This is a genomic window from Rhizobium sp. MHM7A, from assembly GCF_005862215.1.
Classification (GTDB): Bacteria; Pseudomonadota; Alphaproteobacteria; order Rhizobiales; family Rhizobiaceae; genus Rhizobium; species Rhizobium bangladeshense.
On the sequence record NZ_VCHT01000017.1, the window covers coordinates 92,107 to 105,339 of the forward strand.

At 61.9% G+C, this 13,233-nt stretch carries 10 protein-coding genes and 1 pseudogene; 5 read left to right on the forward strand and 6 right to left on the reverse strand.

Annotated features, from left to right (window positions below; all coding sequences use genetic code 11):
- Window positions 1–58 precede the first annotated feature (58 nt).
- The 3 genes from FFR93_RS34460 to FFR93_RS34470 form a co-directional block, all read right to left on the reverse strand.
- Window positions 59–3,259 (reverse strand): multidrug efflux RND transporter permease subunit, encoded by a 3,201-nt coding sequence (locus tag FFR93_RS34460; protein ID WP_138396467.1) that lies wholly within the window; start codon window positions 3,257–3,259, stop codon window positions 59–61.
- Between the two features lie 116 nt (window positions 3,260–3,375).
- Window positions 3,376–4,566 (reverse strand): efflux RND transporter periplasmic adaptor subunit, encoded by a 1,191-nt coding sequence (locus tag FFR93_RS34465; protein WP_138396468.1) that lies wholly within the window; start codon window positions 4,564–4,566, stop codon window positions 3,376–3,378.
- A 46-nt stretch (window positions 4,567–4,612) separates the two neighbouring features.
- Window positions 4,613–5,428: an alpha/beta hydrolase fold domain-containing protein gene (locus FFR93_RS34470; protein WP_138396469.1), complete on the reverse strand. Its 816-nt coding sequence runs from the start codon at window positions 5,426–5,428 to the stop codon at window positions 4,613–4,615.
- A 163-nt stretch (window positions 5,429–5,591) separates the two neighbouring features.
- On the opposite strand from FFR93_RS34470, the gene FFR93_RS34475 reads away from it, so the two are divergent.
- The 4 genes and pseudogenes from FFR93_RS34475 (at window position 5,592) to FFR93_RS34490 (ending at window position 8,015) form a co-directional block, all read left to right on the forward strand.
- Window positions 5,592–6,503 carry a LysR family transcriptional regulator gene (locus FFR93_RS34475; RefSeq protein WP_064706024.1) on the forward strand — a complete coding sequence of 304 codons (912 nt, stop codon included), beginning with the start codon at window positions 5,592–5,594 and terminating at the stop codon, window positions 6,501–6,503.
- Between the two features lie 257 nt (window positions 6,504–6,760).
- Window positions 6,761–6,937, forward strand: a pseudogene (locus FFR93_RS34480) (LysR family transcriptional regulator); the annotation flags it as partial.
- A 95-nt stretch (window positions 6,938–7,032) separates the two neighbouring features.
- Window positions 7,033–7,347 carry a hypothetical protein gene (locus tag FFR93_RS34485; RefSeq protein ID WP_138396470.1) on the forward strand — a complete coding sequence of 105 codons (315 nt, stop codon included), beginning with the start codon at window positions 7,033–7,035 and terminating at the stop codon, window positions 7,345–7,347.
- 50 nt (window positions 7,348–7,397) lie between these two features.
- Window positions 7,398–8,015: a DNA-3-methyladenine glycosylase gene (locus FFR93_RS34490; protein WP_138396471.1), complete on the forward strand. Its 618-nt coding sequence runs from the start codon at window positions 7,398–7,400 to the stop codon at window positions 8,013–8,015.
- Here the strand turns inward: FFR93_RS34490 and FFR93_RS34495 are convergent, their stop codons facing one another.
- The 3 genes from FFR93_RS34495 to FFR93_RS34505 are packed head-to-tail and all read right to left on the reverse strand — an operon-like array spanning window position 8,016 to window position 11,227.
- The gene (locus FFR93_RS34495) at window positions 8,016–9,557 is read right to left on the reverse strand and encodes a DHA2 family efflux MFS transporter permease subunit (protein ID WP_138396472.1); all 1,542 of its coding nucleotides are present in this window, start codon (window positions 9,555–9,557) and stop codon (window positions 8,016–8,018) included. It abuts the gene before it with no gap.
- On the reverse strand, window positions 9,550–10,770 hold the full coding sequence (locus tag FFR93_RS34500; RefSeq protein WP_138396473.1) for an HlyD family secretion protein: 1,221 nt from the start codon (window positions 10,768–10,770) through the stop codon (window positions 9,550–9,552). The genes FFR93_RS34495 and FFR93_RS34500 overlap by 8 nt, the downstream gene beginning before the upstream one ends.
- The gene (locus FFR93_RS34505) at window positions 10,763–11,227 is read right to left on the reverse strand and encodes a MarR family transcriptional regulator (protein ID WP_138396474.1); all 465 of its coding nucleotides are present in this window, start codon (window positions 11,225–11,227) and stop codon (window positions 10,763–10,765) included. The genes FFR93_RS34500 and FFR93_RS34505 overlap by 8 nt, the downstream gene beginning before the upstream one ends.
- Before the next feature lie 217 nt (window positions 11,228–11,444).
- On the opposite strand from FFR93_RS34505, the gene FFR93_RS34510 reads away from it, so the two are divergent.
- Window positions 11,445–12,986, forward strand: a complete 1,542-nt coding sequence (locus FFR93_RS34510) for a cation:proton antiporter (protein WP_138396475.1) — start codon at window positions 11,445–11,447, stop codon at window positions 12,984–12,986.
- The last annotated feature ends 247 nt before the right edge of the window (window positions 12,987–13,233 follow it).

Genomic DNA, 13,233 nt, shown 5'->3' on the forward strand with positions numbered 1-13,233 from the left:
ACGGGCGAGAACCGAAGTTCCCGCCCGATTTACTCGACAAAGGAAGGTTGAATTCCGCTTATTCCGCCGCTAGCCGTATAACCTCGGCCTCTTCCTCCTTGTGCTCGTCCGGCTTGTGCTGGATGAGCGGACGGTTGCCAGTCAGCCGCCGCAGCAGCACGTAGAAGACCGGCGTCATGAAGATGCCGAAGAAAGTCACGCCGATCATGCCGGAGAAGACCGCGACACCCATGGCCGCGCGCATTTCCGCGCCCGCACCGGTGGAAACGACGAGCGGTACGACGCCCATGATAAAGGCCATGGAAGTCATGAGGATCGGGCGAAGGCGAAGGCGGCTGGCTTCGACCGCGGCCTCGCGCGGCGTCCGGCCCTCGAACTCCAGTTCGCGGGCAAATTCCACGATGAGGATCGCGTTCTTCGCCGATAGGCCGACAAGGACGACAAGGCCGATCTGTGTGAAGATGTTGTTGTCTCCACCGGTGAGCCAGACACCCGTCAGCGCTGCCAGCACGCCCATCGGCACGATCATGATGATCGCAAGCGGCAGCGTCAGGCTTTCATACTGGGCGGCCAGCACCAGGAAGACCAGCAGCAGGGCGAGCGGGAAGACGACGACGCTCGAGTTGCCGGCAAGGATCTGCTGATAGGTCAGATCCGTCCATTCGAAATCGATGCCGGACGGCAGCGTCTCCCGAAGGATCTTCTCGATTGCCGCCTGTGCCTGACCGGACGAGAAGCCCGGCGCCGGACCGCCGTTGATATCGGCGGCGAGGAAGCCGTTATAGCGGTTCGCCCGCTCCGGGCCGGTGCTCGGCTCCACCTTCAGGAGGGCCGACAGCGGGATCATCTGGCCCGACGCCGATCGGACCTTCAACTGGCCGATATCTTCCGGCTGGGCACGGAATTTCGCGTCGGCCTGCACACGGACGCTGTAGGTGCGGCCGAAGGCGTTGAAGTCGTTCACATAGAGCGAACCAAGATAGATCTGCAGCGTCTGGAAGACGTCGGTGACGGAAACTCCAAGCTGCTCGGCCTTGGCGCGGTCGAGATCGGCATAGAGCTGCGGCACGTTGATCTGGAAGCTGGAGAACAGGCCGGCAAGCTCCGGCGCCTGATAGGCCTTGGCAAGCACCGCCTTGGTAGCCTCGTCGAGCGCCTGGTTGCCGAGACCCGCACGATCCTCGATCTGCAGCTTGAAACCGCCCGTCGTGCCGAGGCCGTTGACCGGCGGCGGCGGGAACATGGCGATGAAGGCATCCTGGATGACGCCGAACTTCTGGTTCAGCGCCATCGCGATGGCGCCGCCGGAGAGATCAGGCGTCTTGCGCTCCTCGAAATCCTTCAGCGTCACGAAGACGATGCCGGCATTCGAGGAGTTGGTGAAGCCGTTGATCGACAGGCCAGGGAAGGCGATCGCATTTGCGACGCCCGGCTGCGCGAGCGCGATGTCGGTCATCCGCTTGATGACGTCTTCGGTGCGGTCGAGGCTTGCCGCATCCGGCAGCTGGGCGAAGCCGATCAGATACTGCTTGTCCTGGGACGGTACGAAGCCGCCCGGAACCGTGGTGAACATGCTGTACGTCGCGCCGACCAGCGCCAGGTAGACCACCATGACGATGCTCTTGCGCGACACCAGGCTGCCGACACCCTTGCCATAGGCATTCGAGCCTGCGCCGAAGACACGGTTGAAGCCGCGGAAGAACCAGCCGAAGATCGCGTCCATGAACCGCGTCAGCCAGTCCTTCGGCGCATGATGATCCTTCAGGAGAAGAGCTGCCAGCGCAGGCGACAGGGTGAGCGAGTTGAAGGCCGAGATGACGGTCGAGATCGCGATCGTCAGCGCGAACTGGCGATAAAACTGCCCGGAAAGGCCGGAGATGAAGGCGAGCGGCACGAAGACCGCGACGAGGACCAGCGCGATCGCAATGATCGGGCCTGAGACCTCCTTCATCGCCTTGTAGGTGGCGGCTCTTGGCGACAGCCCGTGTTCGATGTTGCGCTCGACGTTTTCGACCACGACAATCGCGTCGTCCACCACGATACCGATCGCGAGCACCAGCCCGAAAAGGCTGAGCGCGTTGATCGAGAAGCCGAAGACATACATGACCGCGAAGGTGCCGATGATCGATACCGGAACGGCGATCAGCGGGATGATCGAGGCGCGCCATGTCTGCAAGAAGAGAATGACGACGAGGACGACGAGCGCGATGGCCTCGAGCAGCGTGTCGATGACCTTCTCGATCGAGGAGCGCACGAATTTCGTCGTGTCGTAGACGATTTCGTATTTGACGCCCTCAGGCATGGCCAATTGCAGCTGATCCATGGTTGCGCGCACATTGTCGGCGATTTCGATCGCATTCGAACCGGGCGCCTGAAGGGCGGCCACGGCGACAGCCGGCTTGCCGTCGAGCAGCGACCGCAACGTGTAGTCGGCGGCGCCAAGCTCGATGCGGGCGACGTCGCGAAGGCGGGTGATCTCGCCATTGGCGCCCGTCTTGACGATGATGTTGCCGAACTCCTCGGGCGTGCGCAGACGGCCCTGGGCATTCACGTTGAGCTGCAGGTCGACGCCCGGCTGGCTCGGCGACGCGCCGATGATGCCGGCAGCGGCCTGGACGTTCTGCGAACTGATGGCGTTGCTGATATCGCTGGCGGCGAGATCATGCTCGGCCGCCTTCTGCGGATCGATCCAGACGCGCATCGAATAGTCGCCGGCGCCGAAGACCTGCACCTGACCGACGCCTGGGATGCGGGCGAGCCGGTCCTTGATGTTGAGGGTGGCGTAGTTGCGAAGATAGGTGATGTCGTGACTTTCGCCGTCGGAGACGAGATTGACGACCATGATGAAGTCGGGTGAGCTTTTCACCGTGGTGATGCCGAGCGCACGGACTTCCGCCGGCAGGCGCGGCTCGGCCTGCGAAACGCGGTTCTGCACCAGTTGCTGTGCCTTGTCGGGGTCGGTGCCGAGCTTGAAGGTGACGGTGACGTTAAGCACGCCGTCCGACGTCGCTTGGCTCGACATGTAAAGCATGTCCTCGACGCCGTTGATCTGCTCTTCGAGCGGTGTCGCCACCGTTTCGGCAATGACGCTCGGATTGGCGCCGGGATAGGTGGCGCGCACGACGACCGACGGCGGCACGACGTTGGGATATTCGGAAATCGGCAGCGCCCGCAGGCCTATCAGCCCGGCAACAACGATGAGGACCGAAAGAACACCGGCAAAAACCGGCCGGTCGACAAAAAATCTGGAGATGTTCATATCAAAGCCCTCTCCGGGGTGAACATGGATGCAAAATCCCTCTCCGGCGGGTGAGGCGCCGCCGGCGGGTCATATGATATCGAGTATCGCCCTTCCCCGCAGGGGAAGACCGGATCTTACTGAGCGGTGGCGACCTTCTCTTCCATCTGCGGCGCAACCACGGCGCCGGGACGGATGCGCTGCAGACCGTTGACGACGATCTTCTCGCCGGCCTTCAGGCCGCTTTCGACTACCCGCTGGCCGTCAGCCACAGTTCCGAGCTGCACCTGGCGGTAGGCGACCTTGTTCTCGCCGTCGACGACGAAGACGAATTTCTTGTCCTGGTCGGTACCGACGGCGCGATCGCTGATGACGATCTTGTTCTCCGCCTTCGGCTGGCCCATGCGCACCCGCACGAACTGTCCGGGAATGAGCCGACCGCCCGGATTGTCGAAGACGGCGCGCACGCCGATCGTGCCGCTCGCCGCATCAACCTCGTTGTCGATCAACTGCAGCTTGCCTTTGATCGGCGTACCGTCATCGGTCAGCGTGCCGATTTCGACAGGGATCTGCTCGACCGGAGGCAGGGCGCTATCGGTCTGCGGCAGCTGGGCAAGCGCCCGCGTCACCATCTCTTCGCTGGCGTTGAAGCTCGCATAGATCGGGTCGACCGAAACAAGCGTCGTCAGCGCCGGCGAGGCCGACCCGGCAGCAACGAGGTTGCCGGCTGTGACCTCGATCTTGCCGATACGGCCCGACACGGGAGCGCGAACCTGGGTGTAATCGAGATCGAGCTGGGCCGACTGCAATGTGGCCTGCGCCGAACGCAGCCCGGCCTGCGCCTCGGCCAGCGCGCTCTGGCGCTGATCGAGATCGCTCTGGGAGATGGTGCGGTTGTCGGAAAGCCTGCGGCCGCGATCGAGTTCGGTCTGCGCCAGGCTGACCCTGGCTTCGGCCGAAGCGACCTGGCCTTGCGCCTGTGCCACGCTCGCCTGGTAGGGCGCCGGGTCGATCGTGAAGAGCAGATCGCCCTGTTTGACCAGGGCGCCTTCGCGGAATGCTACCGACAAGATGGCGCCGGCGACGCGGGAGCGCACCTGCACGCGATCGACCGCTTCAAGGCGACCGGAGAAACTTTCCCAGGCCGTCACGTCGCGCGCTGCAACGACGGCTACCGTCACCGGCACCGCAGGAGCCTCCGCCGGGGCGGAAGCGGCAGTGGCAGCCGTGCTCATAGGCAATTCGAAAAACAATGCCGCGCCGGAAACGGACGCAATAAGACCTAGGCCGGCACCCACCAGGGCCCAGCGTTTACTTCTGGACGTCATCAGTACTCTCCTTGCGGCCTCAAGCCGCCGAAATATCAGATCTTCTTCAATGCAATTGCGGTTGGACGCTTACGTCCTGAAGGAAACTCCCGAAATGGCGGCTGACGTGTTCCTGCCAACCAGGCGTTTCCCCGGATTTCCCACCATAAATCAAAGGCCAGCCCATCCCGGCGGGAAGGACATGCTGGCGGACACCGACACCGGCCTTCTTCAGGCGGGCGCCGTAACCGATTGTCTCGTCGTGCAGAGGATCGTCCTCGGCGGTAAATATCAATGCCGGCGCGACGCCTGAAAGACGCGAACAGAGGCAAGGCGCCGCATAGGGATGGCAACCGCCGCCGCTCAAGTAATGACTCCAGCCCTCGGTCCAACGCTGGCGCATACCGATGGCTTCCGCCTTACGAATTGAGGACGTGCCCATGAAGGGATCAAGCAGCGGCGAAATCAAAACCTGACCGTCGAGCGCATCAGGCAACTGGTCCCGCGCCTTCAGCGCCACACCGGCGGCAACGTTGCCACCAGCCTCCTCACCGGCGACAAAAAGCAGCGACTTGCGGTCGCCAAGACCGGCAGCACGTTTGTTGGCGAGGTAGCTGAAAACCGAGAAGGAAACTTCCAATGCCTTCGGAAACATATTGCCGGACAGGCTGCTATAGTCGACGGCAGCGACGATCGCGCCGGCCTTGGCCAGGCTCATCGCCACCGGCCGGTCGACATTCGTCTCGCTGTCGAGAAACGCGCCGCCATGCAGGTAAAGCACGATCGGCGGCCCCTTGCCGTAATCGGCGCCCTGGTAGATACGTGCGGAAACGGGGCCGATGGCCACCTTGTCCAGCACCATATCTTTCCATTCCACCGACATGCTTCCGGTCTCTTTCCGCATTGGAGCAAACAGGCGCATCCGCCGCTTGCATTTTCCACAAAAAAGATATTGTTATTCAGCGGAAGGAATAAGAAGCAATATCGCGATTACACTGTTCCAATTTTCGAATAATGGTGCAACGCAAACTGCGGACTTGAAACCGATGGATCAGCTCTCGGCAATGCGCGTCTTCATCCGTGTGGTGGAGACGGGCAATTTCACCCGCGCCGCCGACATGCTCGCCATGCCCAAAGCGACGGTGACCAACCTCATTCAGGGCCTCGAAGCGCATCTGCGCACCAAGCTTCTGAACCGTACCACGCGCCGGGTCATGGTAACCACGGACGGCGCGCTTTATTATGAACGCGCCGCCCAGATCATCTCCGAACTGGAAGAACTCGATGGCAGCCTCTCCAACTCACAAAGCCTGCCGAGCGGGCGGCTGCGTATCGAGATGAGCGGCGCCTTTGCTGACGCCATCGTCGTTCCGGCGCTTTGTGACTTCTACCAGCGCTATCCCGACATCCGCCTGGATCTGGGGGTCGGCGACCGCACGGTGGACTACCTGGTCGAAAACGTCGATTGCGCGCTACGGGCGGGCACGCCCACCGACCAATCGCTGATTGCCCGGCGGGTTTCGGAGATGGAACTGATCACCTGCGCTTCGCCGAGCTACATTCAGAAATTCGGCATGCCCGAACGGCCGGAGGATTTGGAGGCCACGCACTACTCCGTCAATTATTTCCGCGCCCAAAACAACCGGACGCTGCCCTTCGAATTTCGCAGGGGCAACGAAATGGTCGAGACCACCCCGCGCTGCATCGCCTCGGTCAACGACAGCAGGACTTATCTGACCGCGGCCCTGACCGGGCTCGGCGTCGCGCAGGTGCCGACCTTCATGGCGCGTGAACCCATGCGGCGGGGCGAACTCATCCGCCTGCTGCCGGATTGGCGCCGCGATCCGGTTCCGCTCTATGTGGTCTATCCGCCGAACCGCCACCTCAGCAACAAGGTGCGCGTCTTCGTAGACTGGCTGGTGAAGCTTCTGGTCGAGGCCAGGCTGAACGATTTATAGGGCATGCCGCAGCGGCAAACAGATACGGCCCGGAAGGCAGGGGAGACCTTCGACGGGCCGCAATATTTTGAACATCGGGCCTGTCGCGCCGCTGCATGGGCGCGGCAGGCTCTGGAGGCTCGCGAGAGAGCGTCAGGGAACTCCGCTCTCTCGCGAGAAATTACTTATAAGCACTCTCCACAAGATTGTAAGAGGAAAAACCTACAAGCGTCGTTCACATAATCGCGATGACGGCGCCTTCGTCAGATCGCACCGCCATGGACAGATTCGATGCCATGCGTGTGTCCTGCCGCGTTGTGGAGCGCCGCAGCTTCACCCTCGCAGCAGAAGACACAGGCGTGCCGCGCTCGACCGTTACCGATGCGGTCAAGCAGCCCGAGGCTCGCCTCGGCGTGCGCCTGCTCCAACGCACGACGCGCCATGTCAGTCCGACGCGTGCGTGTCTTCATCGATTGGCTGGTGAAGGTCTTCGCTCGACAAAATTCCAAAAACACGCTTTCCTAATATAAGCATTTTGGGGGGAAGAGCCATGACACTCAGCGATATCACCGTCTACCAGACGGAAGACGGCTTCGTCGTCGAATTCGGCGGTGAAGGCGAAGACAGCATTGCCGTAACGCTGCGAAGCGCACCCGAACTGACATTGGAAAACGCGGTCCCGCGCGCCAAGGCCCTGCTTGCGGCAGCAATTGGATCTGCCCACGGCGACGGCGCGCGCAGCAAGGATCCGGCCTTGCTCGAAGAGGAACTGGAGGAGGGTCTGGAGGATTCCTTTCCGGCAAGCGATCCGGTCTCCGTCACCGTCTCCTCGATTCCGATGCGCGATCCCAACGCCGCTCGCTGACGCCCATCCGAAAGCGTGACGCGGTTTCGGGGTGACGAGGGACGCGCGGGATGTTATCTGCCTCGGCCATGACCGATGGTGGAATGACGAAGGGCGCGATCGGCGCCGGCGCGCTTGCCGGCGAAGGCCTCAGGACGTTTTTCGAGCGCGACGCGGTCACCGTGGCCCGCGACCTTCTGGGCTGCCATCTCGCAGTCGATGGCGCCGGCGGCCGGATCACCGAGACCGAAGCCTATTTCCCCGATGATGAAGCCTCGCACAGTTTTCGTGGCCCGACCAAGCGCAACGGCGCCATGTTCGGCCGACCCGGCAATGTCTACATCTACCGCATCTACGGCATGTACTGGTGCCTGAACTTCGTCTGCCATCCGGGCTCGGCGGTGCTGATCCGCGCACTTGAGCCGGAAACCGGAATTCCCGCCATGAGGGAGCGGCGCGGCACCGATATGCTGACGGCGCTCTGCAGCGGCCCGGGCAAGCTCTGCCAGGCCCTCGGCATTGACATCGAAGTCAATGACCGGCTGCTCGACCGCCCGCCCTATGCGCTAACGCCGTCTGCGCCGGTGCCCATTGTCTCGGGAAAACGCATCGGCATTACAAAAAATGCCGAGGCACCCTGGCGTTTCGGCATTCAGGGATCGCGTTATCTCAGCAAACCTTTTCGCTGATTATTCCATGACGGCGCTGTGATCGACGGCGGGCGCCGCCTTCGGCTTGCGCAGCAAAAGCACCAGCGGAATCACCGCAAGCGACATCAGCATCAAAAGCTTGAAATCGTCCATATAGGCGATGATCGTCGACTGAAGCGTGATGATCTCGTTAAGCGAGGCGCGTCCGGCAGCCGTCACAGGACTAAGCCCCTGCGCCGCCGCGGCGTTGAAGGCATGGTTGAACGGCGTCACATAGGCCGCGATCGATTCGTGATTGCGCTGAGTATTCTCGACGATCAAGGCCGAGACGATCGAAATGCCGACCGATGAGCCGATGTTTCGCGAAAGGTTGTAGAGGCCGGTGCCATCGCCACGCATCTGGGAGGGCAGCGTGGCGAAAGCGATCGTCGTCAGCGGCACGAAGAGGAAGCCCAGGCCGGCACCCTGGATGAAGCCGATCGAGACGATCGTCCATTGCGAGACGTCGGGCGTCCAGCCCGTCATGTCGTACATCGCCCAGGCGGTGAGCCCGAGCCCCAGCACCAGCAGCCAACGCGTATCCACCTTGCCGATCAGCCGCCCGACGATGAACATGCAGAGCATGGTGCCGAGCCCGCGCGGCCCCATGACGATACCGGCGGTGATGACGGGATAGCCCATCAGGGTCTGCAGATAAGGCGTCATCAGTGCCAGCGAAGCGAGATAGGTGATGCCGATCACGAAGATGAAGATCATGCTGATCGTGAAGTTCTGATCGAGAAACAGCTTCGGGTTGACGAAGGATTTCTCTGCGGTCAGCGTGTGCACGAGGAGCAGATAGAACGCCGCGGCGCAGACGATCGCTTCGAGCATGATCTCGACCGATGAGAACCAGTCGAGCTGCTCGCCGCGGTCCAGGAAGAGCTGGAGCGAGGCGATGAACAGGCTCATCATACCGAAACCGAACCAGTCCAGCTTGGCGAGCAGATCCCTCTTCGTTTCTGAGACGAAGATGATGATGCCGGCAAAAGCGAGCGCCCCGATCGGCACGTTGATGTAGAACACCCAGCGCCAGCTGATATTGTCGGTCAGCCAACCCCCGATGACGGGTCCGAGTACCGGCCCGACCATGACCGAGACGCCGAAGAGAGCCATCGCCGAGCCGCGCTCCTCGACGCTATAGATGTCGAGGAGGATGCCCTGGGAAAGTGGCACCAGCGATGCGCCAAAAAGGCCCTGCATCAGGCGAAAGACGACGATCTGGTTCAGCGATTGCGCAAGACCGCAGAGGATGGAGGCGCCGACGAAGCCGGCAACGGCGACGAGCAGCACGCGCTTGCGACCGAACCTGGCGGCGAGGAAACCCGAGGGCGGCGTCATGATCGCCGCCGCGACAATATAGGAGGTCAGGACCCAGTTGATCTGGTCGGCGGAAGCCGACACGCTGCCCTGGATATAGGGCAGCGCCACGTTGGCGATCGTCGTATCCAGCGCCTGCATGATGACGGCAAGAATGACGCAGGCCGTGATCGCGCCACGATTGGCGACCGGGTTCACCGGAGAGGGGGCAGCGTTAGTCATGGTCCTTGCCCTGAGGCCGGCCCAGAAGCTTGTTGACGAAATTCGGCAGGCCGCGGGCGTGGCCGGTATCGACATCGACGACCGTGCTCATGCCGACACGAAGCGGCGGCTTGCCTTGGGTATCCTCGATGCTGACGCGCATCGGGATGCGCTGGACGACCTTTACCCAGTTGCCGGTCGTGTTCTGCGCCGGCAGCAGCGAGAAGCTGGAGCCGGAGGCCGGGCTGATGCTCTCGATCTTGCCCTTCCATGTCACGCCAGGATAGGTGTCGACATGGATCTCGGCCGTCTGGCCCGGCTTGACGTAGGTCAGCTCGGTTTCCTTCGGGCTGGCGGCGATCCACAGGTGGTCTGTGGCGACAAGCGAGAATGCCTGCTGCGAAGCCTGCAAATAAGAGCCGACCTGCAGCGCGTTGACATTGGTGACGATACCGTCGAAGGGGGCCCTGACGACGCTGTGGTCGAACTCGCGCTGTGCATTATCGACCTGTGACTTGGCCTGCAGATAGAGCGGGTTTTCCTCGACCGGCTGGTCGGCGCTGCCGCCGAGCTGAGCGAGTGTCGTTGCCGCTTCCGCCTTGGCGACGGCGACCTTCTGTTGAGCAGCTTCGAGATTGTGCCTGGCCTCGTCATAGGCGGATTGCGTTGCACTGCCGTTGTTGACGAGGGCCTGCTGACGGTCGAACTGATCCTGGTAATAGGGCAGATCGGCCTCAGCTTGGGTGATCTCGGCGAGTGACTGCTGATAGCTCGCCTTGAGGTTCATGATCTGGTTGCGCTGCGCGCCGAGCTGCGCCTTGGCGCCATCGAGCGCAATCCTGAAGGAATCCGATTTGAGGCTGAAGAGCACCTGGCCCGCCTTGACCGCCTCGTTCTCGTGCACGTTGATCTCGTCGACGATGCCCGAGACATCAGTGGTGACCCCGACCATGTCGGCCTGAATATAGGCGTTATCGGTTGACATCACCTGGCCGCCATTGACGTAGTAATAACCGCCGATGACCAGCGCTGCCGGCAGAAGGGCGAAAAGGACGGGCCGTGTGAGACTGCGCCGGCGGCGGACCTTGTTGCCGCCAGGCGCAGCCACGGCGGCAGCCGGCGCTGAACTGGATGAAGGCGCTTCGGCTACCGTTTCCTGCTGTTTGATTTGGATTGCTTCAGATGTCTTGGCATCGGCGTCTGCAACGACGCGGAGGTTGGGTTGATCAGCCATCGTTCATCTCATTCTCTTCGACCGGTGTTCGGCAAGCCTGCACCAGGTTCGTCTTCATTGCAGATAGGATCCGGTAAAGCTGCTCGCGCTGCTCGGCCGAAACGCCCTCCAGCGCCTCGGCTCGGGTGACATCGCCGAGTTCGCGCATTTCGGCGAGCAGCGGATGCGCCTCCTCGCGCATGTAGAGCAGCCAGACACGCCGGTCGGTGGGATGCTGGCGGCGCTCGATTAGCCCGCGCTCGGCGAGCTTGTCGAGGATGCGCACCAGCGTGATCGGCTCGATTTCGAGGATTTCGGCAAGGCCGCTTTGGTGGATGCCTTCGTTGTTTGAGAGATAGGCAAGTGTCTGCCATTGTGAACGCGTCAACCCAAGGCACTTCGCGCGCTGCTCGAACCGCTTGCGCAGCAGCCGCGCGACGTCGTGCAAAAGAAAACCGAGTGTCGGCGTGGCGTTCATGGGGACATTTGCCGGCTATTTATAAGCATACTTATGATATGGGTGATATATTCCTGCCGCGTGCACTGCACAAGGGTGCTTCAGGTAAATTCCGAAGCCGCGGCTAAAATGCCGCAGCCGCAGCGAGAAAAGCTGGCTTCGTACAGTGGCCGCAGACCGGCTTCGGCCCTAATTTTCGACAGAGATAGCCTCCGCCGGAGGCGTGCAGGAGGGCTGGATGGCGTTCTTCGAAAGCATGCTGACATTGCTTCTGGTAGCGATCGTCTTCCTGCAATTCTCTCGAAAATTCCGCATCCCTTATCCCACAATGCTGGCGATCGCCGGCATCATCGTTGCCGCCGTGCCCTGGGCGCCCGACGTCGCCATTGATCCGCAATTGGCGCTGGCGCTGTTGATCGCGCCCGTCCTCTTCGACGCTGCCTATGACCTGCCGCCACGGACGTTGAGGCGCAACTGGCTGCCGCTCTTCTCGCTCGCCGCCATTGCCGTCATCCTGACGGCTGTCGCAGTCGCCGCCGTCGCCATGACGACGGCCGGCCTGCCGCTTGCTGCAGCCTTGGCCCTCGGAGCCATCGTCGCACCACCCGATGCGGCAGCGGCAACCGCTATGCTCGACCGTTTCGAGCTGCCGCGGCAGACCTATGTGGTCCTTAAAGGCGAGAGCCTTTTGAACGATGCCGTCGCGCTCCTGATCTTCAGCGCGGCGGTGGCCGCCGCCTCAAGCCCGACCTTCTTCAGCGGCGCCCTTGCGCAACTGGCGCTGGCGGCGCCGGGAGGTATCATCCTCGGTTATCTCCTCGGCCGTCTCTACATGGTCATCGGAGTAAGACTCGCCGGCACGCTCGGCGGCACCTTGCTCGAATTCGTCGCCACGTTTGGCGCATGGATCATCGCCGAGCGGCTGCACCTTTCAGCGATTTTGACCATCGTCGTTTATGCGATGGTGATCGCCCGCTACATGCCCGAAAGGCAGACCGCCCGCCATCGCATCCACTCCTATTCGGTTTGGGAGGCCGCGGTCTTCCTGGTCAACGTGCTCGCCTTCCTGCTGATGGGGCTGCAAGTCCGCCAAATCTTCGTTGATATCGACCCCGGTCGACTCGACTTCGCGATCACCCTGGCCGCCTCGGTCTTCATCACCGTCATCGTGGTCCGCCTGGCTTGGGTGCTTCTCTATAACCGTGTGATTACCTTTATGGCGGTGCGTAGGCTGACGAAACAGGCCGTTCCCACTTTCGCGACGAGCCTTATCGCCGGATGGTGCGGAATGCGCGGCCTCGTGACGCTGGCGACCGCGCTCGCGTTGCCGATCGACTTCCACGACCGCGACATCATCCTACTCAGCGCCCTTGCCGTTGTCCTCGGCACACTCATCGTTCAGGGGCTGACGCTCGGGCCGCTGATCCGCTTCCTGAAATTTGATCCGGACAACTCCTTGGACCGTGATCTCACAAAAGCCCGCATCGCGCTCATCGATGCAGCGCTTGCCGAGCTTGAGGGCGATGAAAAATCCACCCGCATCTTGCGCGATGTCTACACCTCCGAGCGCGAGATCGCCGCTGACGGAAAACACCCGCGCGAGGTCAGCCGGCTTGACAAACAGCGCCGCAACGTCATCACCGCCAAACGCCGCAAACTGGCCGCGATGCGCCGCGCCGGCGAGATCGACGACGATGTCTTTCACATGCTGGAACAGGAACTTGATTGGGCCGAACTCGCAGCCTTACCGCCAGGCCGCGATGAGATTGTCGAAAGCTGACGCCGCTCGTAAAGAATTGATAACCGCCGGCAATTGGCATTTGCTATTTTTCGCGGCAGCCGTTTATATCCCGTTCCATAGCGTTAAGACTTTCCATTGTGCGTCGCATGCCGGCCTTCCCTTCTATCGATCGGATGCCGGGGGTATCACGGGAGCCCAGGCTTCCGTTCACAGCAGCAAGACATGAATAGCATAACTTCATCTTAGCTTCGGCGGCAGTCGATCGGCCGTCGAGATTGGAGGGACC

Coding starts and splice junctions, on each gene's coding strand:
- FFR93_RS34460 (WP_138396467.1), bottom strand. CDS start 3,259: ATGAACATCTCCAGATTTTTTGTCGACCGGCCGGTTTTTGCCGGTGTT.
- FFR93_RS34465 (WP_138396468.1), bottom strand. CDS start 4,566: ATGACGTCCAGAAGTAAACGCTGGGCCCTGGTGGGTGCCGGCCTAGGT.
- FFR93_RS34470 (WP_138396469.1), bottom strand. CDS start 5,428: ATGTCGGTGGAATGGAAAGATATGGTGCTGGACAAGGTGGCCATCGGC.
- FFR93_RS34475 (WP_064706024.1), top strand. CDS start 5,592: ATGGATCAGCTCTCGGCAATGCGCGTCTTCATCCGTGTGGTGGAGACG.
- FFR93_RS34485 (WP_138396470.1), top strand. CDS start 7,033: ATGACACTCAGCGATATCACCGTCTACCAGACGGAAGACGGCTTCGTC.
- FFR93_RS34490 (WP_138396471.1), top strand. CDS start 7,398: ATGTTATCTGCCTCGGCCATGACCGATGGTGGAATGACGAAGGGCGCG.
- FFR93_RS34495 (WP_138396472.1), bottom strand. CDS start 9,557: ATGACTAACGCTGCCCCCTCTCCGGTGAACCCGGTCGCCAATCGTGGC.
- FFR93_RS34500 (WP_138396473.1), bottom strand. CDS start 10,770: ATGGCTGATCAACCCAACCTCCGCGTCGTTGCAGACGCCGATGCCAAG.
- FFR93_RS34505 (WP_138396474.1), bottom strand. CDS start 11,227: ATGAACGCCACGCCGACACTCGGTTTTCTTTTGCACGACGTCGCGCGG.
- FFR93_RS34510 (WP_138396475.1), top strand. CDS start 11,445: ATGGCGTTCTTCGAAAGCATGCTGACATTGCTTCTGGTAGCGATCGTC.